The 21,712-nt window shown below is 73.4% G+C and carries 21 protein-coding genes and 1 pseudogene; 6 read left to right on the top strand and 16 right to left on the bottom strand.

The window, feature by feature from the left end; genetic code table 11:
- Nucleotides 1-6 precede the first annotated feature (6 nt).
- Nucleotides 7-1,518 (bottom strand): GMC family oxidoreductase, encoded by a 1,512-nt coding sequence (locus GTR02_RS01095; RefSeq protein WP_166605656.1) that lies wholly within the window; start codon nucleotides 1,516-1,518, stop codon nucleotides 7-9.
- 184 nt (nucleotides 1,519-1,702) lie between these two features.
- Here GTR02_RS01095 and GTR02_RS01090 point away from each other — a divergent pair, with 184 nt between their 5' ends.
- Nucleotides 1,703-2,674 (top strand): AraC-like ligand-binding domain-containing protein, encoded by a 972-nt coding sequence (locus GTR02_RS01090; protein WP_166605615.1) that lies wholly within the window; start codon nucleotides 1,703-1,705, stop codon nucleotides 2,672-2,674.
- Here GTR02_RS01090 and GTR02_RS01085 read toward each other — a convergent pair.
- The gene (locus GTR02_RS01085) at nucleotides 2,661-4,142 is read right to left on the bottom strand and encodes an ATP-binding protein (RefSeq protein ID WP_205708403.1); all 1,482 of its coding nucleotides are present in this window, start codon (nucleotides 4,140-4,142) and stop codon (nucleotides 2,661-2,663) included. The two genes, GTR02_RS01090 and GTR02_RS01085, sit on opposite strands and share 14 nt — an antisense overlap.
- A gap of 7 nt (nucleotides 4,143-4,149) precedes the next feature.
- Nucleotides 4,150-4,827 carry a response regulator transcription factor gene (locus GTR02_RS01080; protein WP_166605614.1) on the bottom strand — a complete coding sequence of 226 codons (678 nt, stop codon included), beginning with the start codon at nucleotides 4,825-4,827 and terminating at the stop codon, nucleotides 4,150-4,152.
- A 228-nt stretch (nucleotides 4,828-5,055) separates the two neighbouring features.
- Here GTR02_RS01080 and GTR02_RS01075 point away from each other — a divergent pair, with 228 nt between their 5' ends.
- Complete coding sequence (locus GTR02_RS01075; protein WP_205708402.1) at nucleotides 5,056-6,477, top strand: aldehyde dehydrogenase family protein; 1,422 nt, start codon at nucleotides 5,056-5,058, stop codon at nucleotides 6,475-6,477.
- Nucleotides 6,478-6,551: 74 nt separating this feature from the next.
- Here the strand turns inward: GTR02_RS01075 and GTR02_RS01070 are convergent, their stop codons facing one another.
- The 13 genes and pseudogenes from GTR02_RS01070 to GTR02_RS01010 all read right to left on the bottom strand — a co-directional run bounded on the left by GTR02_RS01070 (nucleotide 6,552) and on the right by GTR02_RS01010 (nucleotide 17,101).
- Nucleotides 6,552-6,857: a muconolactone Delta-isomerase gene (locus GTR02_RS01070; RefSeq protein ID WP_338073493.1), complete on the bottom strand. Its 306-nt coding sequence runs from the start codon at nucleotides 6,855-6,857 to the stop codon at nucleotides 6,552-6,554.
- Between the two features lie 7 nt (nucleotides 6,858-6,864).
- Nucleotides 6,865-7,725 (bottom strand): catechol 1,2-dioxygenase, encoded by an 861-nt coding sequence (gene catA, locus GTR02_RS01065; RefSeq protein WP_166605612.1) that lies wholly within the window; start codon nucleotides 7,723-7,725, stop codon nucleotides 6,865-6,867.
- A 56-nt stretch (nucleotides 7,726-7,781) separates the two neighbouring features.
- Nucleotides 7,782-8,900 carry a mandelate racemase/muconate lactonizing enzyme family protein gene (locus GTR02_RS01060; protein WP_166605653.1) on the bottom strand — a complete coding sequence of 373 codons (1,119 nt, stop codon included), beginning with the start codon at nucleotides 8,898-8,900 and terminating at the stop codon, nucleotides 7,782-7,784.
- Between the two features lie 47 nt (nucleotides 8,901-8,947).
- Nucleotides 8,948-10,213, bottom strand: a complete 1,266-nt coding sequence (locus GTR02_RS01055) for an amidase family protein (RefSeq protein WP_166605611.1) — start codon at nucleotides 10,211-10,213, stop codon at nucleotides 8,948-8,950.
- Nucleotides 10,210-10,743 carry a flavin reductase gene (locus GTR02_RS01050; protein WP_166605610.1) on the bottom strand — a complete coding sequence of 178 codons (534 nt, stop codon included), beginning with the start codon at nucleotides 10,741-10,743 and terminating at the stop codon, nucleotides 10,210-10,212. The genes GTR02_RS01055 and GTR02_RS01050 overlap by 4 nt, the downstream gene beginning before the upstream one ends.
- Before the next feature lie 141 nt (nucleotides 10,744-10,884).
- Entirely contained in the window at nucleotides 10,885-11,835 is a 951-nt protein-coding gene (locus GTR02_RS24095) for a 2Fe-2S iron-sulfur cluster-binding protein (protein ID WP_166605609.1), read from the bottom strand.
- Between the two features lie 63 nt (nucleotides 11,836-11,898).
- Nucleotides 11,899-12,669 (bottom strand): SDR family NAD(P)-dependent oxidoreductase, encoded by a 771-nt coding sequence (locus tag GTR02_RS01040; RefSeq protein ID WP_338073491.1) that lies wholly within the window; start codon nucleotides 12,667-12,669, stop codon nucleotides 11,899-11,901.
- The gene (locus GTR02_RS01035; protein WP_166605608.1) at nucleotides 12,666-13,190 is read right to left on the bottom strand and encodes an aromatic-ring-hydroxylating dioxygenase subunit beta; all 525 of its coding nucleotides are present in this window, start codon (nucleotides 13,188-13,190) and stop codon (nucleotides 12,666-12,668) included. The genes GTR02_RS01040 and GTR02_RS01035 overlap by 4 nt, the downstream gene beginning before the upstream one ends.
- A complete protein-coding gene (locus tag GTR02_RS01030; RefSeq protein WP_420814669.1) occupies nucleotides 13,187-14,389 on the bottom strand; it encodes an aromatic ring-hydroxylating oxygenase subunit alpha in 1,203 nt (400 codons plus the stop codon). The genes GTR02_RS01035 and GTR02_RS01030 overlap by 4 nt, the downstream gene beginning before the upstream one ends.
- Before the next feature lie 116 nt (nucleotides 14,390-14,505).
- Entirely contained in the window at nucleotides 14,506-14,910 is a 405-nt protein-coding gene (locus tag GTR02_RS01025) for a hypothetical protein (protein ID WP_205708401.1), read from the bottom strand.
- A gap of 59 nt (nucleotides 14,911-14,969) precedes the next feature.
- A complete protein-coding gene (locus GTR02_RS01020) occupies nucleotides 14,970-16,160 on the bottom strand; it encodes an acyl-CoA dehydrogenase family protein (protein ID WP_166605607.1) in 1,191 nt (396 codons plus the stop codon).
- A 211-nt stretch (nucleotides 16,161-16,371) separates the two neighbouring features.
- Nucleotides 16,372-16,632 (bottom strand): annotated as a pseudogene (locus tag GTR02_RS01015) (hypothetical protein); the annotation flags it as partial.
- Nucleotides 16,622-17,101, bottom strand: coding sequence for a nuclear transport factor 2 family protein (locus tag GTR02_RS01010; protein WP_166605606.1), 480 nt, complete (start codon nucleotides 17,099-17,101; stop codon nucleotides 16,622-16,624). The gene GTR02_RS01010 and the pseudogene GTR02_RS01015, both read right to left, overlap by 11 nt.
- Nucleotides 17,102-17,378: 277 nt before the next feature.
- Between GTR02_RS01010 and GTR02_RS01005 the strand changes: the two genes are divergently transcribed.
- The 4 genes from GTR02_RS01005 to GTR02_RS00990 all read left to right on the top strand — a co-directional run bounded on the left by GTR02_RS01005 (nucleotide 17,379) and on the right by GTR02_RS00990 (nucleotide 21,700).
- Nucleotides 17,379-18,539 (top strand): LLM class flavin-dependent oxidoreductase, encoded by a 1,161-nt coding sequence (locus GTR02_RS01005; protein ID WP_166605605.1) that lies wholly within the window; start codon nucleotides 17,379-17,381, stop codon nucleotides 18,537-18,539.
- Between the two features lie 5 nt (nucleotides 18,540-18,544).
- A complete protein-coding gene (locus GTR02_RS01000) occupies nucleotides 18,545-19,249 on the top strand; it encodes a TetR family transcriptional regulator (protein ID WP_166605604.1) in 705 nt (234 codons plus the stop codon).
- 22 nt (nucleotides 19,250-19,271) lie between these two features.
- On the top strand, nucleotides 19,272-20,279 hold the full coding sequence (locus tag GTR02_RS00995) for an amidohydrolase family protein (RefSeq protein WP_166605603.1): 1,008 nt from the start codon (nucleotides 19,272-19,274) through the stop codon (nucleotides 20,277-20,279).
- 98 nt (nucleotides 20,280-20,377) lie between these two features.
- Nucleotides 20,378-21,700 (top strand): MFS transporter, encoded by a 1,323-nt coding sequence (locus GTR02_RS00990; protein ID WP_166605602.1) that lies wholly within the window; start codon nucleotides 20,378-20,380, stop codon nucleotides 21,698-21,700.
- Nucleotides 21,701-21,712 lie beyond the last annotated feature (12 nt).

Raw genomic sequence — 21,712 nt, 5'->3', positions numbered from 1 at the left:
GGGGCCTCAGCCCACCTCCTGGAGCAGGAAGTGGGCACCCCGCTCCCCGATCATGATGGTGGGCGTGTTGGTGTTGCCGGCCGGGATCGTCGGCATGACCGACGCGTCGACGACCCGCAGCCCCGACAGTCCGTGCAGCGCCAGCCGGGGGTCGACGACCGACGCCGCGTCGACCCCCATCTTCGCGGTGCCGACCTGGTGGTGGTAGCTGCCGACCGTGCGCCGCACGTGCTCGCGGAGCGCGGCGGGATCGTCCCCTCGGGGGCCGGGCTGCACCTCGCGGGCGCCGAACGCCGCCAGGGCGGCCGACCGGCCCACCTCGCGGACCTGTCGCACGGAGAACTCCAGCGCGAGCAGGTCGCGGTCGTCGGACAGGGCGCCGACGTCCACGAGGACGTCGCCGTCCGGCGCGAGCGAGAGAGAACCCCGGGAGAAGGGCTGGATCAGGCCACCCATCAGCGTGAAGCCGTTCGCCGGCCCGCTGGTCCCCTCCGGGTACAGCGGCAGGTTCCAGTTGATGGGCTGGGTGTCGCACACGGGCAGCGACGGGTCCGACTTCGCGAACCAGTGCGACTGCGCCCAGGGCACGCCCGGGGCCGGCGGCGGCACGTCCCGGTCGGCGCCGTAGGGAACGGGGCACAGGAGGTGGTCCTGCAGGTTCGCACCGACCCCGGGCAGGTCGAGGCGCACGTCGACACCCGCCGCCCGCAGCTGCTGCGCCGGGCCGATGCCCGAGCGCAGCAGCAGGGCCGGGGTGCCGAGCGCGCCGGCGCTGAGGACGACCTGCCGCTCCGCGCGTGCCCGGCGGGCCACTCCCCCCGCGTCGACGTAGTCCACGCCGACCACGCGGTCCCCCTCCAGCACCAGCCGGTGCACCTGCGCACCGGTCGCGACGGACAGTCGCCGGTTCCCCAGCACCGGGCCGACGTAGGCGGTCCAGGACGTCAGCCGCGCACCGTCGCGCAGCGTCAGCTCCATCTTCGAGACGCCCTCGTTGTCCCCGCCGTTGGGGTCGGAGTTCAGCTTGATGCCGCACTCCTGCGCCCCGTCGATGATGGCGGCGTGGACCGGGGACAACGGGTACCCGGTCGAGACGTGCACCGGCCCCTCGCCGCCGTGCACCTCGCTGGCCCCGCGGTCGTGCGTCTCGAGCCTGCGGAAGAAGGGGAGCACGTCGTCCCAGGACCAGCCGGCAGCTCCCTCGGCGGCCCAGCGGTCGTAGTCGTGGCGCGTCCCGCGGACGTTGATCATCCCGTTCAGGGCGTGGGAACCCCCGAGCACCCGCCCCCGGGGCAGGTGCAGGGAACGGCCCGCGGCGCCCGCCTGGGGCACGGTGCGGTAGTCCCAGTCCTCGTCGGTGTGCCACAGCTCGAACACCCTCGCCGGGTCGTGGATCGCCGGGTTCGCGTCCCGGCCGCCGGCCTCCAGCACGAGCACGCTCAACCCCGCGTCCAGCACCCGGCGCGCCACCACCGCACCGGCGGAACCGGCACCCACCACGATCACGTCGAACGTCATCACCACGTCGCCTCCTCCTCGAGTCTCGGGCCCATCCTCGGAGCCGGGGACCACCACCCGGTAGGACGGGCGCGCAGGCGACTCGGCGGGGCACGCACCAGTTCGGCGCACGCGAGGGGACGGAACTGCTGTCGGTCCGCGGACGCATCGGGCACCATGAGCGGGAGACCACGATGGAGGCCGCATGACGACGACGGGAGTCGGGCACGCGAGCACGTCCGAGGGGCGGGTCGACTCGCTCGACCAGTGGTCGCGGCTGGCCTCGGACGCCTTCGTCCCCGTCGACGTGTCGGGCCCCGGTTCCGCCTTCCACGCCTGGGCCCGGGTGCAGCGCGCCCGGGGCATCGTCGTGAGCGACCTGACCGCCGACACCTCGCACGTCGTGCACCGCCGCCACGCCGTGCGGGACCCGGCGGCGCAGCTGCACAAGCTCTCCCTGCAGGTGGAGGGGCGCAGCGTCCTGCGCCGGGCCGGCGAGGAGACCGTCCTCGAGGCCGGCCAGTTCAGCGTCTACGACGTCGACGAGCCGTACGAGCTGCACAACGGGGCCGGCTTCCGGAGCATCGTCGTGATGTTCCCCCTCGCCGCGCTCGGCGTGACCGGGACGCAGGTCTCCCGGATCGCGGGGACGCGCCTGACGTCCGAGGTGGGTTCCGGTCGCCTCGCGGTCCCGTTCCTCCGCCGGGTCGCGGAGGAGCCGGCGCACCTGCGGGGGACCGTGGGGTCGCGGACGCACCAGATGGTGCTGGACCTGATCGCGACCTGCCTGCTCGAGGCGACGGGGGACGACCGCCGGGGGGCACCGCCCACCGCTGAGGTCCGGCGGTGGCTGGAGCAGCACCTGGGCGACGCCGACCTCTCCCCCGGCCGAATCGCCGCCGCCCACTACATGTCACCGCGGAAGCTCCAGGGCCTGTTCGCCGCGGAGGGGACGAGCGTCTCGGCCTGGGTCCGCGAGCGGCGCCTGGAGGCCTGCCGCCGGGACCTGGCCGACGGCCGGATGAGCGGGGTGAGCATCGCCACCGTGGCGCGGCGCTGGGGCTTCAACGACCCGACCCACTTCACGCGGCTGTTCCACCGCTCCTTCGGCACCACCCCCAGCGAGTACCGCCTCACGGGCCCGGGCCGCGGTGCCGCGCCCGTCACCCCCCGGTGACCGCGGGCAGCTCCACGACGAACACGGTGCCCTGCGGCACGTTGGACGTCGCGTCGATGCGGCCGCCGTGCCGGGTGACGATCCGGTGGGTGAGCGCGAGACCGATGCCGTGACCGTTCTCCTTGGACGTGAACGCGCCGTCGAACAGGCCGGCCGGGTCGAGGTGCGCGATGCCCCCGCCGTTGTCGGCGACGACCACCTGCACCACACCGTCGCGGCGGCGGGTCGAGACGTCGAGGCGCCGCTCGCGGTCGTCCCACCGCGCCAGCTCCTCGATGGCGTTGAACGCGAGGTTCGTGATGACCTGGCCGATCAGCACGCTCTCGCACAGCACCGGCAGGGCGTCGGCGGCGAGGTCCCAGCCCACGTGGACCGACTGCTGGGCTGCTCGCAGGCTGACGAAGTACTCGACGTCGGCCACGATGTCGTTGAGGTCGTTGACGCGCTCGGCCTGCTCGAGACGGACGACGTACTGCCGCAGCGCCGTGAGGATCCGGCTGGCCCGGTCGATCTGCCGTGCGGCGTGCTCGAGGCCGAAGACGACGTCGGCGGTGCCGCCGTCGACGTCCTGGAGCCGGCTGCGGACCCCGCTCACGAAGTTGCCCGCCGCGGTGATCGGCTGGCTCACCTCGTGGGCGATCGCCATGGCCATGTCACCCATCGCGGTGTACCGGGCCAGGTGCTGCAGGTACTGGGTGTCGCGCCAGTGCCGGTCCTCGGTCTCGACGCGGTCGGTGATGTCGTGCAGCAGCAGCAGGTGTCCGCGGAGGTCCTCCTCGAGGTCGATGTACTGACAGGTGCCGGCGAGCCACCGCCATCGACCGTCACCGCGCCGCCAGCGGTAGCGCGCCGCACGCAGCGGCTGGCCCGGCGTGGTCTGCGACAGCGCGTCCAGGAGCCGCTCACCCGACGGTCCGTCGCAGGAGTCGGTGAACCGGCGACCGACGAGGTCCTCCTCGCCCAGCAACCGGGTCGCGGACTGGCTGCTGAACAGCACGGTGGCGTCGGCGTCGACGACGACGATCCCCTCGCCGAGGTGGCGCAGGAACACCTCCAGGCGTGACGACGTGCGCGTCAGGTCGGCCTGCACCGCCTTCTCCGCCGCGATGTCCCGGAACTGCACCATGACCACGGGCCCGCCGGCCAGGTCCACCCGGACGGCGACGGCCTCGGTGAGGACCTCGACGCCCGACTTCGCGCGGTAGCACCACTCGATCGAGCTCGTGCCGCGCTCGACGGCGTGCTGCAGCCACGCCACGCCGAGCTCGCGGCGGTACTCCCTGGCGTTGGAGCTCATGTGGTTGGCCTTCAGCGGCCGGAGCTCGTCCACGGTGAAGCCGAGGAGATCGCACGCGGCGTCGTTGGCCCAGAGGATGTCCTTCGTGTGCGCGTCGTGGACGAGGACGCAGTAGCGCAGCGCCCCCACCAGGCGGGCCAGGTCGTCGTCGCCCAGCCGGCGGTCCGTCACCGGCCCCTCACCTCCCCGTCAGCTCGGCGACGGTGCGTGCCCCGCTGAGGAGGATGTCGCGGACGAGGACGGGGATGCTCACCGCACCCGTCTTCTCGCGGATCCGCGTGCGGTGGACGTCGACCGTCTTGACGCTGATCCCCAGCCGGGTGGCGACGTTCTTGCTGGGCAGCCCCTCGACGACGAGGTCGAGCACCTCGATCTCCCGCTCGCTCAGCTGGGCGAGCCGGTGCCGCAGCCGTGCGGACGCGGTGGCCCGCTCGAGGCGGGTGCGGGAGGTCCGCAGCGCCACCTGGATGCTGTCCAGCAGGTGCTGCGGGTCGTAGGGCTTCTCGAGGAACTCCACGGCCCCGGCCCGCAGAGCGCGCACCGACATCGGGATGTCGCCGTGCGCGGAGACGAAGACGACCGAGAGGCACGAGTCCAGCTCGGCGAGTCGTTCCTGGACGTCGAACCCGCTCATCCGCGGCATGCGGACGTCGAGGACGACACAGCCCCACTGCTGCGGCTGCACCGCCCCCAGGAACTCCTCCGGGTCACCGAAGCAGCGCGAGTCGATGTCCAGCGAACCGAGCAGCCACGCGACCGAGTCGCTCAGTTCCCGGTCGTCGTCCACGACGTAGACGACGGGCTCGTCCTGGCCCGCCGCGCCGGTGACCCCGTGGAACCGTCCGTCCGCTGCCATGAGTGCTCCCGTCGCCGGGCGTGGTTCGGGAGGGGCCCGGAAGTCCCGGTCCCTCCACCACGGGACGGACTCTAACCAGCCGTGTTCCGTCCTCGCCGCGGAACGCCGCGCCCACGGACCGCCGGACGCCGGACGTGCGCCCGCGGCCGAGAGGTGTGCGCCGACGGCCGAGGCGGCGGAGGTAGAACTCATCGGACCGGCCCCCGAGGCCGCACGACGGAGGAGACGATGGTGCTCAGCTACGAGGAACTCCTGGCCCGGGTGGCCGCGCCCCGAGGGACGGGGCGCCCGGTGCGGGAACCCGCCACCGGCGACGCGCTGGCCGAGGCGCCGGAGCACGGGGTGGACGACCTGGAGACGGCCGTGCGCACGGCCCGCGCCGCACAGCCGGCCTGGGACGCCCTCGGCCACGAGGGCCGCATCCGCGTCCTGAACCAGGTGGCCGACCACCTGCAGGACAACGCCGAAGCCCTCGCACAGCTGCTCGCGCGCGAACAGGGCAAACCCCTCAACGGGCAGGGCGCGCGCTTCGAGGTCGGCGGGACCATCGCCTGGCTCCGTGCGACCGCGGCCACCCCGCTCGAGCCCGAGGTCGTGGTGGAGGACGAGTCCCAGCGGACCGAACTCGTGTACCGGCCGCTCGGCGTCGTCGCCGCGATCGGCCCGTGGAACTGGCCGCTGATGATCGGCATGTGGCAGATCGCGCCGTCCCTGCGCATGGGCAACGCCGTCGTGGTGAAACCCTCCGAGTACGTCCCGCTCAGCGTGCTGGCCCTGGTCTCCCTGGTGAACGACGTCCTGCCTCCCGACGTGCTGCAGGCCGTGGCGGGTGGCCCGGACGTGGGGGCCCGGCTGACCGCGCACCCCGGCATCGCGAAGATCATGTTCACCGGCTCGACCGCCACGGGGCGCAGGATCGTCGAGAGCTCGGCGAAGAACCTCGCCCGGCTCACCCTCGAGCTCGGCGGGAACGACGCCGGCATCGTCCTCCCCGACGCCGAACCCGACGGCATCGTCGAGGGTCTCTTCTGGGGAGCCTTCCTCAACACGGGGATGACCTGCGCCGCGCTCAAGCGCCTCTACGTGCACGAGTCCCTGTACGACCGCGTCGTCGACGGCCTCGCCGCCTACGCCGAGAAGGTCCCGATGGGCAGGAGCCTCGACGAGGACAGCCTGCTCGGCCCGGTGCAGAACCGGGCGCAGTTCGAGGTCGTGGAACGTCTCGTCGAGGACGCCAAGGCTCGTGGCGCCCGCATCGTCACCGGCGGCCGACCCGCGACCGAGCTGGGGGACCTCTTCTACCCGATCACCCTCGTCGCGGACATCGCGGACGGGGCCGCGCTCGTGGACGAGGAGCAGTTCGGCCCGGCGCTGCCCATCATCAGGTACTCCGACGTGGAGGAGGCCATCGCCAGCGCGAACCGCCTCGACGCCGGCCTCGGTGCGTCGGTGTGGACCTCCGACGTGGCCGGAGCCCGCGCCGTCGTCGACCGCCTGGACGCCGGCACCGTGTGGGTCAACCAGCACGGGATGGTGCACCCGTTCGCGCCCTTCGGCGGGGTCAAGGCCTCCGGGTACGGCCTCGAGTTCGGCGTCGAGGGGCTGAAGTCGGTCGCGGCACCGAAGGCGATCACCACTCCCGTCGGCTGACGTGCGGCCGCTGCCCCTCTCCCCGGGAGAGGGGCAGGGGCCACGCGGGTCGCCCCGGCCCACCGCGACCCCGGTCAGGTGGGGCGCGGAACCGATGCCTCCGAACCGATCGCGGACGGGTGCCGGGCCAGCGGAGTCACCGAGATCGTCAGGTGCGCGAACAGCGGGAGCCCCCAGAGCACCTCGTGCAGGTGGTCGTTGTCGCGCACGTCGAAGACGCTGAGGTTGGCGTACCGACCGGCGCAGCGCCACAGGTGCAGCCAGACGCCGGCCCGCTGCAGCTCCTGGGAGTAGGCCTTCTCCCGCGCGAGGAGCTCGCTGCGGACGGGCTCCGGGAGGTCCGCCGGCAGCGAGACGTCCATGGTGACGGCGACGAGCACCTGGGCCTCAGGCCGGGTCGAGGACGAAGTCGTAGGTGACCTCGTGGCCGGAGCCGTCCGCGGCCGGTTGCGGTGTGAGCACGAGTTCCGGCTTGACCGCCTGAGCGATGTCGTCGTCCACGTGCTGCCCGCCCGCGAAGTAGAGCTGCGTCGTGATGGTCCTGGAGCCGGGGGCGGAGACCTTGAGGTGCAGGTGCGCGGGGCGCCAGGCGTGCCAGCCGGCAGCCGTGATCAGCGCGCCGCACGCACCGTCGGTGGGGATCTGGTACGGGGCCGGCTGGATGGTGCGGATGCGGAAGGTCCCGTCGCCGTCCGCGACCACCGAGGCGCGCAGGTTCCACTCGGGGATCCCGGGCGCGAACTGCGAGTAGTAGCCCTCGTCGTCCGCGTGCCACACCTCGATCGTCGCGGCGGGGACCGGCCGTCCGTCGAGGTCGCGGACCTGCCCCTGGAACAGCAGGGGCGTGCCGCGCTCGCCCTCGCGGTGCGGCAGGTCCGCGTCGGCGGGGAGGCTCGGCGCGCGGGGGACGTAGTAGGGACCCTCGATCGTGCCCTTGGTCCCCTCGCGCGAGCTGTTCACGACCTCCTCGAGGACGTGCTCGACCCACACGTCGAGGAACAGCGGCCACTCACCGTCCTCACCCACCCGGATGAGCCACGCCTTCAGGGCGTTGTACTCCTCGTAGGTCGCCCGGTGCCGGCGGACGACGTCGTGCACCGCCGTCAGGAGGTCGGTGGCCAGGGTGCTGACCCGCTCCTGCGACACCGTCGCCGTGATCTGCTTGTCGCGCTGGAACCGCTCGGTCGCGCTCGCCCCGGATGCGGCGGCCGTGGCCTCCGCGGTGGCCTCCGTGCTCGTGCTGGTCATGGTCTCGTGCCCTTCTCGACGTCGTCGTCCTCTGCCTCACCGGACCCGGTCGGGTCTCAGCGGTCTCGTCGGTAGTGCTCCAGCTTCTCCTCGTCGACGACCACACCGACTCCTGGTCCGACGGGGAGGACCAGGTGCCCCTGTTCGATGCGCAACGACTCCGTGAGCAGGTCGTCGGACATGTCGAGGAAGTTGGAGAGTTCCGCGGCGCGGGCCGCCGTCAGCGGATGGGCGGCGGCGAAGGCGGCGGAGCAGCTGGTCCCCAGCTGGCCGTCGACCTGGTTCCCGACGACCACCTCGACGCCCAGCCCGTCGCACAGGTCGAGCACCACCCGCGAGACCGTGAAACCCGTGCGCGCCGTCTTGATGCTGACGGCGTCGGCCGCCCCGGACAGCAGTTCCCGCGTCACCTCCGCGGGCGTCGTCGCGCTCTCGTCGGCCAGCACCGGGATCGTGCTGCGGCGCACCAGGCGCCGGCGGTCCAGGACGTCGTCGGCAGGGCACAGCTCCTCCGCGAAGGAGAGGTCGAGGTCCTCCATGAGGCGCAGGGCGCGCAGGGACTCCGAGGCGGTCCATCCCCGGTTGCCGTCGACGTAGAGGTCGATGCCCGGCCCGAACTCGGCCCGCAGGGCGCGCACCACCGCGACGTCGAGCTCGAGCGGGCGACGCCCCACCTTGACCTTGAACGTGTCGACGCCGTGGTCGGCGAGCATGCGGCCCGCCTCGGCCACCATCACCGCGGGGTCGTCGAAACCGAGCATGTGGCACACGCGCAGCGGTCGTCCGGCTCCCCCGCCGAGCATCGCCGTGACCGTGAGCCCCAGGCAGCGGCCCAGCGCGTCCCACACCGCCATGTCGACGGCCGCCTTGGCCGTGGGGTTGCCCACGGTGCGGTGCATCGCGGCGCGGAGCGCGTTGCGGTCGTGCAGCGACCGCCCCACGAGGGCGGGTCCGAGGAGCTGGTCGACCACCGCGACGATCGACGCCTGCGTCTCGCCGTAGGTGAACGGGCGCGGCGGGGCCTCGGCGATCCCGACGACCCCCGCGTCGGTGTGCACCCGGACGAGGACGTGGTCGGCGGCGTGCACCTCACCGCTCGCGAAGCGCAGCGGCTTGCGGTACGGGATGGAGAAGGGGACGGCGTCGACGCGCGTCACGCGGACGTCCGTGCGCAGCCCGCTCCCGGCGGTGGACGCGGTGGGGAGGGACCCGGTGGGCGGCGTCACGGGAGCCGGGCCTCCAGCCAGGCGGCCGCCTGCAGCAGCGGCCCGACGCGCGACGGGTGCCCGACGAGCTGCACCCCGAGCGGCAACCCCGCGGCGTCGCGCAGCCCGGCGACGGTGACGGTGGGGAGCCCGAGGTACTGCCAGGCCCGGCTGAGCACCGGTGACCCCGTCGCCGACGTCCCCTCCGGCGCGACCCCCGTCGCGGCCGGCCCCAGGACGGCGTCGGAGGTTCCCAGACCGGCCAGGGCGCGGGCCCGGAGGGAGGCGCGCTCGGCGAGGGCCGCGGCGTGCTGCTGCGCGGTGATCCGCCGGCCCCGCTCGAACAGCGCGTTGAGCGCGTCGCTGAGCGCCTCCGGTCTCGCCGCCTCCGCCGCCCGCAGGCGCACGGCCTCGAAGGCCATCACGACCTCGTGCAGCTCGGTCGCCCGCTCCACCACGGACTCCGGCAGGAACGGCCGGGTGCGCCCGCCGCCGTCGACGACCGCCGACGCCGCACGGTCGAGGGCCGCGGCCATGCCGGGTTCCACCGCCGCCACCGGCGCACCGCTCCAGAGCGCCACCGCGGCCGGTCGCGCGGGCCCGGGGACCTCGCCGAGGAGTCCCAGCGCCTGGAGCACCGGGACGAGGTCGGTGACGGTGCGGGTCAGCACCCCCAGCGCGTCCAGGGTGGGACTGAGCCCCACGACGCCGGCGGTGGGGACCCGCCCGACCGGGGTGACGAAACCCGTGACGCCGCAGTAGGCGGCGGGCCGGGTCAGCGACCCCGCGGTCTGGCTTCCCAGGGCCAGCGGGACGTGGCCCGCGGCCACGGCGGCGGCGGACCCGCTCGAGGAGCCGCCCGGCGTGCGGTCCAGGGCGCGGGGGTTGCGCGTGGGTCCGGGCGAGAAGTACGCGAACTCCGTGGTGACGGTCTTGCCGAGCGGCACGGCGCCCAGCCCTCGCAGGCGGGAGACGATCCAGGCGTCGCGCTCGGCGACCCGGCCGCGGCGCAGGACCGAACCGCACCCCGTGGCGGACCCCGCGAGGTCGATGACGTCCTTGACCCCGAACGGCACCCCGTGCAGGGGGCCCCGCGCCGACGCCTCGATCCGGTCGAGCGCCACCGCGGCGCCCAGCGCACCCTCACCGTCGACGGACACCCAGGCGCGGACGTCGCCCTCGGTCGCCTCGATCGCCTGCAACGACGCGCGGACCGCGGCGACGGCACCCGTCGCGCGTCCCGGTCCGGCGTCGGGGCGGTGAACCGGAGTCGCGGTGCTCACGTGGCCACCTGCAGCTGCTCCGCGGTGCCGAGGCGGTGGAACTGCCGGCCGAAGTAGACCAGGCCGTCCGCCTCGGGGCGGACCTCGACGTGGTCGACCTCGACGAAGAAGACGGTGTGGGTCCCGCGCTGCACGGTGTCGCGCACGGTGCCCGTGACGGCGACCACGGCGTCGTCGAGCAGAGGGGCACCGTGCTCGTGGGTCCAGTCGTGCGCCGCGAACCGGTCGGCCATCGGCAGCCGGGTCATCCCGGCGAAGTCCCGCGCCACCTCCGTCTGCGTGCCGCCGAGGACGTTGATGCCGACGCGCTCGCTGCTGCGGAAGGCCTCGTGCGAGGAACTGCTCTGGTTGACGCACACCAGCACCGTCGGCGGTGAGTCGGTGACCGAGCAGACGGCGCTGACCGTGATGCCCCGTGGTCCGTCCTCGCCCTCGGTGGTCAGGACGTTCACCGCGGCCGAGAGGTGCGCCATGGCGTGGCGGAACCCACGCTGCGTGTCGCCCGCCGCTTCCGTCGTCACCGTGCTCATCTGTTCCTCCTCGAACATCGGACCCTGCGACCGGAGTGCTCCGGTGGCCCTTCCCACGGTGCTCGCCCGGAGGGGCCCGGCACCATCGGCAACATCCGCGCTCCGCTGGGGAGACGGCCTGCGCCGCTGAAGCTTTCCCCGCTACTCGAGCTCGAGGACGAGCCGCGCGGAGCGCGACCGCGAGACGCACGTCGCCATCTGGTCGTTGGCCGCCTTCTCCCGGGCGGTCAGGCAGTGGTCGCGGTGGTCCGGCACGCCGGACAGGACCGGCAGGACGCACGTCCCGCAGATGCCCTCGCGGCACGACGTGTCGACGTCGATCCCGTGGGCGGCCAGCACCTCGACGATGCTCCGGTCGGCCGGCACCTCGAACACCTCGCCGGTGTCGAGCTCGACCTCGAAGGCGTCGGACGCCAGGCCGCTGACGTCGCGGGCGGTGAAGTGCTCCCGGTGCAGGTTGTCCGCGGGCAGGGTCCGGGCGCCGATCTCGACGACCCGGTCCATGAAGCCCCCGGGTCCGCACGTGTAGACGTGCTCGTCCTCCCCGAGGCGCCCCAGGACGCCCTCGAGCACCTCCCCCTGCGCCGCGCGGGCCAGCCCGTCGTGGACGGTCACCGCGGCGGCGAACGGGGCGGCCCTCAGCTGTGGCAGGAAGGCCGCCGTCGACGCGTCGCGCACGAAGTAGTGCAGGGCGAACGCCCGGCCGAGCCGGTGCAGCTCGTGCGCCATGCTGAGCAGGGGCGTGATCCCGATGCCGGCACCCACCAGCACGTGGTGCGCGGCGCGCAGCTGCAGCGGGAAGAGGTTGCGCGGCGCGCTGAGCGTCAGCTCGTCCCCCGCGACGACCCGGTCGTGCAGCGCCACCGACCCGCCGCGCGAGGAGGCCTCGCGCTTGACGGCGAACGTCATCCGCGTCCGGTCCTTGGGTGGTCCGCACAGCGAGTACTGCCGGGTGACCCCCGTCGGCCCCGTGACGTCCACGTGCGCACCGGCCGTGAACTCCTCGAACGCCCTCCGGTCCGTGCGCTGGACGCGGAAGAGCTTGACCCCCTGCCCCTCGTCGCGGACCTCCACCACGGTCACCCTCGTCACCGCGCCACCACCGTCCCCTCGCTCGAGCCTCCGGCCCTCCGGGGCCGTCCGTCCTGGCGCCGCTCAGCGCAGGTAGAGCCCGCCGTTGACGTCCCAGCAGGCCCCCGTCACGCCGCCCGCATCGACCCCCGCGAGCAGCACCACCGCCTTGGCGATGAACTCCTGGGAGCCCAGGGCACCGACCGGGATGCTCCGGGTGAGGGCGTCGACGCCCTCCGGCCCGACGATCTCCTCCACGGCGCGCGACTCCACCGGACCGGGCGAGACGGCGTTGACGGTGACGCCCTGCGCAGCGAGGTCGCGGGCGAAGACCTTCGTCAGCGTGAGCACCCCGCCCTTGGCCGCTGCGTAGTGGCTGCCCGTCGAGGTCCCGCCGTTCTGCCCGGCGAGGGAGGCCATGTTGACGATGCGCCCGTGACCCCGCTCCGCGAAGTACCGGCCGAACACCTGGCCCCCGAAGAAGGCGCCGCTGATGTTGGTGGCCAGCACGTCGCGGAAGCTGTCCGGGGAGATGTCGAGCAGCTTCTCCGCGCGCGCGGTCCCGGCGTTGTTCACGAGGACGTGCACCCCACCGAACCGCTGCACCGAGCCCGCCAGGACCCTCTCGAACTCGTCCTTCTCGCGGACGTCGAGCGACACCCCCCACGCCGTGGCCCCGCTCGGGTCCAGGTCCGCCGCGACCTGCTCGACGGCCTCCTGCTTCAGGCCGGTGACGACCACCGCGTAACCCTCGCGGTGCAGGACCTGCGCGATCGTCCGGCCCAGCCCGCGCCCGGCGCCGGTCACGACCGCCACCCGCCGCTCGGCCGCGGCCCCGGGGCCTCGGGTGCTCACAGCAGGAACCCCGAGGCGCTGACCGACTCGTCGGAGTTGACCAGGCGGACCACCTTCAGCGCGATCGCCGGGCGCCCGTCCACGAACCGGATCCGGTGGGTGACGTCCGCCCCCAGCACGAACGTGCGCTCGCGCTTGTGCCCGACGAGCACCTGCGCAGACGTCAGCTCCAGCTCGTCCTCGGTCTGCTCCCGCACGACGAAGCGCGACAGCGTCCGCACGGTCCGCGCCGCCGACACGGCGGACATGGAGAACCCGCCGACGAGGCGCTCGACGCGCATCCTCCGCATGCGCTCGTCGTCGTAGACCATGTTCAGCGACGCCTCGAAGTCGGTCGCCGTCGGGTCGATGGGGATGACGTAGCGGGCGTCGGCGGTGAACAACCCGTCCCACGTCTCGTAGTCCGGCGCGTCGAGCAGCGTCGCCTCGCGCCACACCAGCTCGATCGCCGCGGCGACGCGGCCGTCGAACAGGTGCGACCCGTCGGCGGTCAGGGGTCCGAGGGAGTCCAGCGCGGTCATGCCGACATCAGCTCCTGCCACTTCCGGTACGCCTCGCGCATGCCGGTCTCGTCGGTCACGTGCGACACCTTGTCGCCGTTGTCGGCGACCTGCTCCCGGGCGAGCCCGCGGTTGACGAGGATGGGCAGGTCCGTCCCGCCCACGGCGCCGCGCTGCACGCGGTCCCAGGCCTCGGAGTCGTCGGGGGTGCCGAAGCCGAACGGCCCCTGGAAGTGCTCGTGGATGCGCAGGCGTTCCCGGTTGACGATGTCGGGGCCGCCCTCCATCCCCAGCGCGCAGTGCCGGATCTCGGTCTCGGTGGGGCCGATGGGCCGCAGGACCCGGAAGAACGACATGGAACAGGCGACGTTCGGGAAGAGGTTGAGGTTGAACCCCGCGCCGTGCATCGAGCGCATGATGCGGCGCACCTTGGCCGGCTCGAAGTCCCTGGACAGGACCTGGACCACGTGCTCGAAGCGCGCCTGCACCTGCTCGGTGCCGTCGTCGTCGTCGAGGTCGACGTGCTCGGGCACCATCACCGCGGCGCTGTGCCCGTTGCCCAGGGCGTGCGTGACCGCCAGCTCGTCGGTCATGAAGGAAAGCATGCTGGCGGTCTCGGCGTCCACCGAGGACATCCAGGAGCGGTGCACGATCGGGAAGTGGTAGCCGTCGGTGGTGTTCTCCAGCTGGATCTTCCAGTTCCCCTGGAACCGGAACCTGTGCTCGCCCTGGATCATCACCGGGAAACCGGCACCCTGCTTCATGAAGCGGTCGATCCACAGCCGGGCACCGCCGAGGAACTCCTCCAGCGGCTCGACGTCGGCGTTGAAGCTGGCGAAGACCATGCCGTGGTACGAGGCCACCTGCAGGCGCTGCAGCGGCAGGTCCTTCTTGTCCGTGACGTCCTCGTAGCCCTCGGGGTAGGGGATGCCCCGCAGCTTGCCGTCCAGGCCGTACGACCAGGCGTGGTAGGGGCAGGTGAACCCGTTGCCGTTGCCCCGGGGGGTCTCGCAGACGCTGGCGCCGCGGTGCCGGCAGCGGTTGACCAGGACGTTGAGGTTGCCCTTGCGGTCGCGCGACACGATCACCGGCTGGTCCGCGACGTGGGACGTGACGAAGTCGCCGGCCTTGCGCAGCTGGCTCTCGTGCGCGACCCAGACCCAGGTCCTGTACCAGATCTTCTGCAGCTCCTCCTGGTACAGCGCGGGGTCGGTGTACAGGGCGGCCGCGACCCGGTCACCCTGGACGAGGTGCCCGAAACCCTCGGCATGCGGTGCGCGTCCCGTGACGCCGGCGACGACGCGGTCCACCAGACCCGCTCGGTTCGACAGGGTGGTCACCGCCCGGCCTCCTCGGCGACGGAGAGGGTGGTGCTGCCCGCCGACGTGAGCGGACGGCCCACGCGCGCCTCGACCTTCGCGTAGCGCCAGAGCGCGGTGTCGTCGCCGGGAGGGCCCACGCCGGTGGTGCGGAACAGCGAGCAGGCCGCGGCCACGGCGGCCAGGTCGTCGGCGTCGGCGAGGACGTACGACGTCCACGGGTAGGTGGCCGAGGGGCCCACCATGCTCTGGTCGTCGTCGAGGTCGGCGATCACCTCGATCCCCGGCAGCGCCGCCAGGTCGGCCAGCATCGTGCCGAACGCCTCGAAGACGTGCTTCTTGCCGTCGGCCGGCAGGTCGAAGAAGTTCTGGTTGATGCCGATGCAGAACAGCGTCCGCAGGGCGGCGGTGGGTTCGGGCACGAGACTCCTCGTGGTCGCAGGGCGGGTGTTCGGGGCCGGGCGGGAGTCGCCGGAGCGGCTCAGACGTAGCCCGGGAACGGTTCTGCTCCCAGGAAGACCGAACCCGCGCCGTCGTAGACGCTCTCGGACAGGAAGGCGTGCTGCGGGACCACCGAGGCGTCGCGCAGCAGGCGCTGCATCGGCCCGGCGCTCTGGATCGCCCCGATGCCGCCGAGGGTGTAAGCGGCCTGCGTCACCGAGAAGGCGACCCGGGCGGCGTGCGCCGCGGAGAGCCGGAGCACGCTGTTCTCCTCGCGTGAGACGTCGTCTCCGCGCAGGACGGTGTCGTAGACGCTCTCGGCCGCCTCGAAGAACCAGGCCCGGGCCGAGCGGAGATCCGCCTCCGCCCGCGCGAGGGAGATGCGGTAGGTGGGACGCTCGGCCGCCTTGCTGCCGGCCGTCAGGCTCCGCCGCTGCCCCCCGTGCCCGGCGGCGTGGTCGAGCGCGGCCCGCGCGACCCCCAGGCCCACCACGGCGAGGACCTGCGCCGCGTACGGGACGGCCGGGTAGCGGTAGAGCGGTTCGTCGACCGTCGGCGCGCCGCCCCGCACGAACGTCCAGTCCGGGTCGACGACCACCCCGTCGACGCGCAGGTCGTGGCTGCCGGTGCCCCGCATCCCCACGACGTCCCAGTTGTCGACGATCTCCACCCGGGAGGGCGGGAGCACGGCGACCATCGGCTTGCCGGCGATGCCCTGCACGCTGCTCGAGATGCCCACCCCCAGCAGGTCCGCGCCCACGCACCCGCTGGCGAAGGACCACCGGCCCCGCACCAGGTAGCCGTCGGGCACCACCTCGGCGGGCTGCACGGGGAAGATGCCGGCGGAGAACGCGAGGTCGGGGCCGTCGGCGTAGATCTCCGCCTGCGTCGACAGGGGCAGGGCCGCCAGGTACGTCGTCGCCTGCCCGAAGCTGGCGACCCAGCCTGCGGAGCCGTCGGCCACGGAGATCGCCTCCACCATGCGCAGGAACTCGGCGGGAGCCAGCGCGTCCCCGCCGAAGCGGCGCGGCGTCGCCGCCCGGTAGATCCCGGCCGCCTTGAAGTCGGCGACGACGTCGCGGGGCACGTGGCGGAGGTCCTCGAAGCGACTGCGCTGGTCCGCCACGCGGGCGACGACCGCCGCCAGACCGGTACCGGCCGCCGGCGGAGGACCGGCCGGCGCGTCCGGCACGGTGAGGTCGACGGCCACTCCGTCGGAGAGCTGGGTCATGGGATCCTCCTCGATCACGGGGGCGTTCGCAGGACCGGGAGGTCGCGAACTGCTGTCGACGCTAGGAGCGCACCTGCGGGGCGACAATGAGGACTGTCGCCGAGCGCACCGGGGTTCCCCCCTGCCGCCGTAGGGGTTCACCTCAGCCGGTGCCGCTGGGGGCTGGCCCGGGGAGGTGTTGCGCCCCAGCGGTCGCGCTGTCCGCGCCGTCGGCCCAGGCCGCGTCGGCGAGCCAGTACTCGCTGCCGTCCGCGCTCACCCCGCGCTCCCACTCCGTCGTCCGGCGCAGGGTCGGCTCGACCCTGGCCGTCGCGGCGTCGGCGCCGTCGGGACCGTCCTGCTCCGTCTGCCAGTGCACCCAGTTGAGCTCGTTGCCCTGCGCGTCGTGCACGAACAGGTCGACGTGGTGCCAGCCGTAGCCGTGGGTGTCGGCGTAGCAGGTCAGGAAGGTGTGCCGTCCCTCAGCGGACACGGTCACCCCCGACGGCCGTGCTCTCCGCCGCGAGGGGGTGGGCGAACATCCCGCGGGTGCGGAAGGAGGAGATGCGCGCCGGCTCGCCACCGGCGGGCAGGACGAAGCCGACGTCGAGCCGAGCGAGGCGCACGTCAGCCGAACCGTCGTCGTACCGCGCGAACTGCTGCATCGTCCAGCTGCCGCGAGCGGTGTCCGGACCGGTCACCTCGACGAGTCCCGGCGACAGGAGGTGGACGTTGGCCCGGAAGTGCGGAGAGGGCGGGAGGTACCGGGCCAGCACGCGCAGCACCGCCTCGCGGCCCTCGTGCCGGCCGAACTCCTGGCCGTAGTCGGCCCCCACGCCCTCCCAGACGGCGTCGGGTGTGAACAGCTCGCGCAGGCCGACCCCCGGTGCGTGCCCCGCGGGGACGTCGCACAGCTGGAGGTAGGTGAGCAGTGAGCGCTCCACGGTGGTGGCGACGTCCACGGGTCCTCCAGCGGGTGGGTCCACGTCCGACGGTCCGCCGAACTCGACGCCTCGACCGTACGAACGGCCGTCTCGGCCGGCAATGAGCCGGTTCCTGACGCGGGTACGCCGGTCCCGGGGGCCGAGAAGGGTTCTCCCTATCGAGGGTCACAGGAACGCACAGGGGTCGACCTGTAGACTTACTGACGAGTCAGTCGGTAGCTTGTCGGCACGGGGAGGCACCGCTCTCCGGTGAGCAGCGCCGCCGGCAGTGCGGCGCGGACCCTCGAGGAGCGCCGTGCACCTGTCCCTGTTCCTGGGGCCGTTCTCCCGGACGCCGCAGGACGACGCCCCGGTGATCGACCTCTGCCTCGCGCAGGCCGTGGAGGCCGCCCGGGCGGGCATCGCCATGGTGACGTTCGGCGAGCAGCACTACTCCGGCTACGAGCCCTACTGCAACCCGTTCCTCATGGCGGCGCGCCTGGCCGGTGACCTCGGGGACACCTGGTTCGGCACGACGATCGTGCCCCTGCCCTTCCACCAGCCCCTGCGCCTGGCCGAGGACGCCAGCGTGACGGACCTCCTGCTGCGCGGCAGGTTCGTGCTGGGCACGTCCATGGGGCGCGGCGGGCCGGTGCCGGACTGGGCGAACTTCGGCCTGCACCCCGCCCAGCGCGGGGCCGCGTTCGAGAGCAAGCTCGACGTCCTGACGAGCGCCTTCGCCCACCGTCCCGGCGACCCGCCCCTCGTGGTGGACACGCCGTTCGACACGGGCGTCCTCGACGGGCGCCTGGTGCCCCGGTCGTGGCGCGCCGGTGGCCCCCAGATCGCGATCGGCAGCAACACCGACGCGACGCTCGCCCGTGCGGCGGCGCGCGGCTGGCCCGTGTTCCTGGGCCCGTGCCTGCCGACGGACGCGGCGGCGAAGTTCACCGCCCACCGCCGGGCCGTGGCGAGCGCCGGTTTCAGCGAGGCCCACGTGCGGCGCGTCTCTGCCCTGTCGCTGGTCACGCGCAACCTCGTGGTGGCCGAGACGGACGAGGAGGCCTGGGCGCTGGCCGAGCAGGTCATGGGGCGGACCTTCTGGATGGACCGCCGCTCGGACCCGCGGTCCATGCGGGAGATGGCCGAGGCCGACCTCTCGGGCGAGGACCCGGCGCTCCTCGGCGGGCCGGTGCCCGGGCCGAAGGCCAACCCCGTCGTGGCGAACTCGGTGTTCGCCCAGTCGTGGCTCCTGGTCGGCTCCCCCGACACCGTCGCCCGCCAGGTGAAGGAGTACGAGTCGCTCGGCATCGGGCACCTCAACGTCCGCACCACCGTGGGCGCCTACGACGACGAGCTCATGACCCGCATGCACCGGCTCCTGCTGGACGAGGTGCTGCCCCGGGTCGACGCCCGGCCCTTCCCCGCGCTCGCCCCCGAGGAGGTCCGCGACGCCGGCGGACCGGGGGCGAGGTAGACGCCGTGGCGACCGACCGCAGCACCCGGACGAGCGAGCCCGCGGCGCCGGCGTCCGTGCGGCGCTCCCGCTCGCCGCGGGCCCGCAGCCCGCGCCAGCTGGAGGAGAACGCCCGCAACCGCGCGGAGATCGTGCAGGCGGCCCTCCGGGTGTTCGCCGAGAAGGGGTTCGCGGGGACGACCCTGGAGACGATCGCGAAGCTCGTCGGGCTGACCCGGCCCGGGGTTCTCCACCACTTCCCCTCCAAGGACGCCCTCTTCGAGGCCGTCATCGCCGACCAGGAGGAGTGGGCTCGCCGGCGCTACCTGGGTGACGACGCGCCGGTGGCGGACGACCCGCTGGCCACCCTGCGCTCCCTGGTCCCCTTCATCGGCCGCGACGACGACTCCCGCGTGCGGCTGCAGATGGTGCAGATGCTCCAGGGGGAGGCCGTCAGCGGGCACCCCGCCGCCCAGCGGTTCGCCCGCCAGCGCCTGTCCAACGTGCGTCGGCAGGTGCGAGCCCGGCTGCACCAGGCGGCCGAGGCCGGGGAACTGCGCCGCGACCTGGACCTCGACGCCCTGGCGACGCTCGTGTCCTCTGCCATCAACGGCCTCCAGGCCCAGTGGCTCCTCGACGACCAGGTCGACACGGCCGCGGCCTTCGAGACGCTCGTCACCACCCTCAGCGCGACCGCGGTGCCCGACGGGCCGCCCGCCGCGAACTCCTGACCCGTTCTCGAGAGGCAGAACCATGCGGATCGACGTCCACGCGCACTACTGGGCCGCCAGCTACCTGGACCTGCTGGCCGAACTGGGCCGCACCGACCTCCCCCCGATGGCGCGCCAGCCGGACGACCTGGCGGACCGCCTGGCCGTGATGGACTCCGTCGGGGTCGACTACCAGGTGTTCTCGGCCATCGGCCTGAACACCGAGGTCGCCGAACCCGCGGGTGCGGCGCGCGCTGCGCGGCACGTCAACGACCTCTACGTCGACGCCCACCGGCGCTTCGACGGCCGGTTCCTGGGTTTCGCGTCCGTCCCGCTGCCACACCTCGACGAAGCCATCGCTGAGACGGAGCGGGCCCTGGCCCTCGAGGCCGTCAAGGGCGTCGCCCTGCCCTGCGTCGTGGCCGGCAAGGCCATCGACCACCCCGACTTCGAACCGTTCTGGGCCAACCTGGCGCGGCACGGGCGGACCGTGGTGTACGTCCACCCGGTCGGTTCCGACTCGGCGGTCCACCCGGGCCTCGGCGAGTGGAACCTCGGCATGGCCCACGGCAGCCCGCTGCAGATCGCTGTCGCGCCGCTGCGCATCTGGTTCTCCGGGCTCAGCACCCGGTACCCGGACCTGCAGTTCGTGTTCGCGCTCTGCGGCGGGAACCTGCCCTTCCTCTACCACCGGCAGGAGCGCGCCGTGAAGCGCACCCTGGCGGCGCACCGCGGCCCCGGCGCGAACCGCCCCTCGCCCTACCAGGGGGTGCCCATGGATCCCGACGCCCCCCTCGCGGGGGTGAAGCAGTTCTGGTTCGACTGCAGCACCCAGGACGTCCCCCTGGCCCTGCTGGCCGCCAAGGAGAGCTACGGAGCCGACCGCCTGCTGCTCGGCAGCGACGAGACCCACGCCTCCCTGGTCGAGGCGGTCGCCTACGTCCGGGACTCCCCGCACCTCACCGACGCCGAGAAGACGGCGATCCTCGACACCAACGCCCAGAGCCTGCTGCACCTGCCCGACCGCGCCACCGCCGCCGTCGTCCGCTGACCCGCTCCGCCGCCGGGGAAACCGGCTGCGCCGGAAGCGGATCCCCTCCGCAGTCCCGACCCGGCGACACCGACGTCGCCCAGGCCCTGGAGCCGTCCATGCCCACCGAACCCCGGCCCGACTCGCCCACCCGGACGGCCCCGGCCGCGCCCGCACACCGGCTCGGTGTCCGCCCGGCGCTCCTCGCCGCGCTCCTGCTCGCGCAGGGCGGTGTGTGGATGACGTACTTCACGCCCGTGCTGACGGCGGTCCCGGCCAAGATCCGGCTGCTGTCCCCCGACCACTACACGTGGTACCTCTCCCTCACCCTCGCCGTCGCGACCTGCGTGGGGTTCCTCGCGGGACCGGTCGTCGGGCACCTGTCCGACCGCTCGACCTCGCGGTTCGGGCGGCGGCGGCCGTGGCTGCTCGGGTCGATGGGCATCGGACTGGTCGGTGTCGTCGCCCTGGCCTTCGCGCCCGGCGTCCCGGTGTTCCTCGCCGGGGCCGTGCTGTCGCAGATCGGCCTCGGGGGCACGACGGCCGTCCTGCTGGCGCTGCTGCCCGAGCACGTCCCGCCGGGTCGCCGGGGAACGGTGGGCGGCGCGCTCGGGGTGACGACGGCGGTGGCGACCATCATCGGGGTCGTGCTGACGGGGACGTTCGCCGGCTCCGGCCGGCTGCCGCTCGCGTTCCTGTCCGTGGCCGTGGTCGGCGTCGTCGGCGTCGTCGTCCTGGTCGCCGTCCTCCCGGACAACCCCGCCACGGCGTTCGGGGTGCGGCGCGCCCCGCTGGACCTGCCGAGCCTCGCCCGTGCGTTCTACCTCAGCCCCCGCCGCCACTCCGACTTCGCCTGGGGCTGGCTGAGCCGCTTCACGTTCTACCTGGCCCAGGCCAGCGTCGTGACGTACCAGCTCTACTACCTGACCAACCACCTCGGCATCGCCGAGGACCGGGCGAACGCCGTGTACGTCCCGCTCGGTACCGCGGCGCAGGTGCTGACCACCGTTCTCGGCGCCGCGGTCGGTGGGCCGCTGTCGGACCGGATCGGGCGTCGCAAGCCGTTCGTCGCCGCGGCCGCCGCCGCGTGCCTGCTCGGGCTGGTCCTCCTCGCCCTGGCCCCCGCCGTTCCCGCGTACCTCGTCGGCATGCTCCTGATCGGCCTCGGTACCGGCGTCTACAACTCGGTCGACATCGCCCTCATGACCGCCGTGCTGCCGGACGACGTCGCGGGCGCGGGCAAGGACCTGGGTGTCATGAACATCGCCAACACCCTCCCGAACACCCTCGCGCCGGCCTTCGCGCCGGTCCTGCTGTCCATCGGGTTGTTCTCGGTCGTCGGCGAGGCCCCCGGCCAGAACTACACGACGCTCTTCGCCGGCAGCGCCGTCTTCGCCCTCGTCAGCGTCGTGAGCGTCGGCAGGATCCGCAGTGTCCGGTGACCCCTGCTGAGG

Source organism: Kineococcus siccus (assembly GCF_009906795.1).
Lineage (GTDB): Bacteria > Actinomycetota > Actinomycetes > Actinomycetales > Kineococcaceae > Kineococcus > Kineococcus siccus.
Note: the sequence above shows the minus strand (reverse complement) of the source record. Positions and strands in the feature narration are given on the sequence as shown.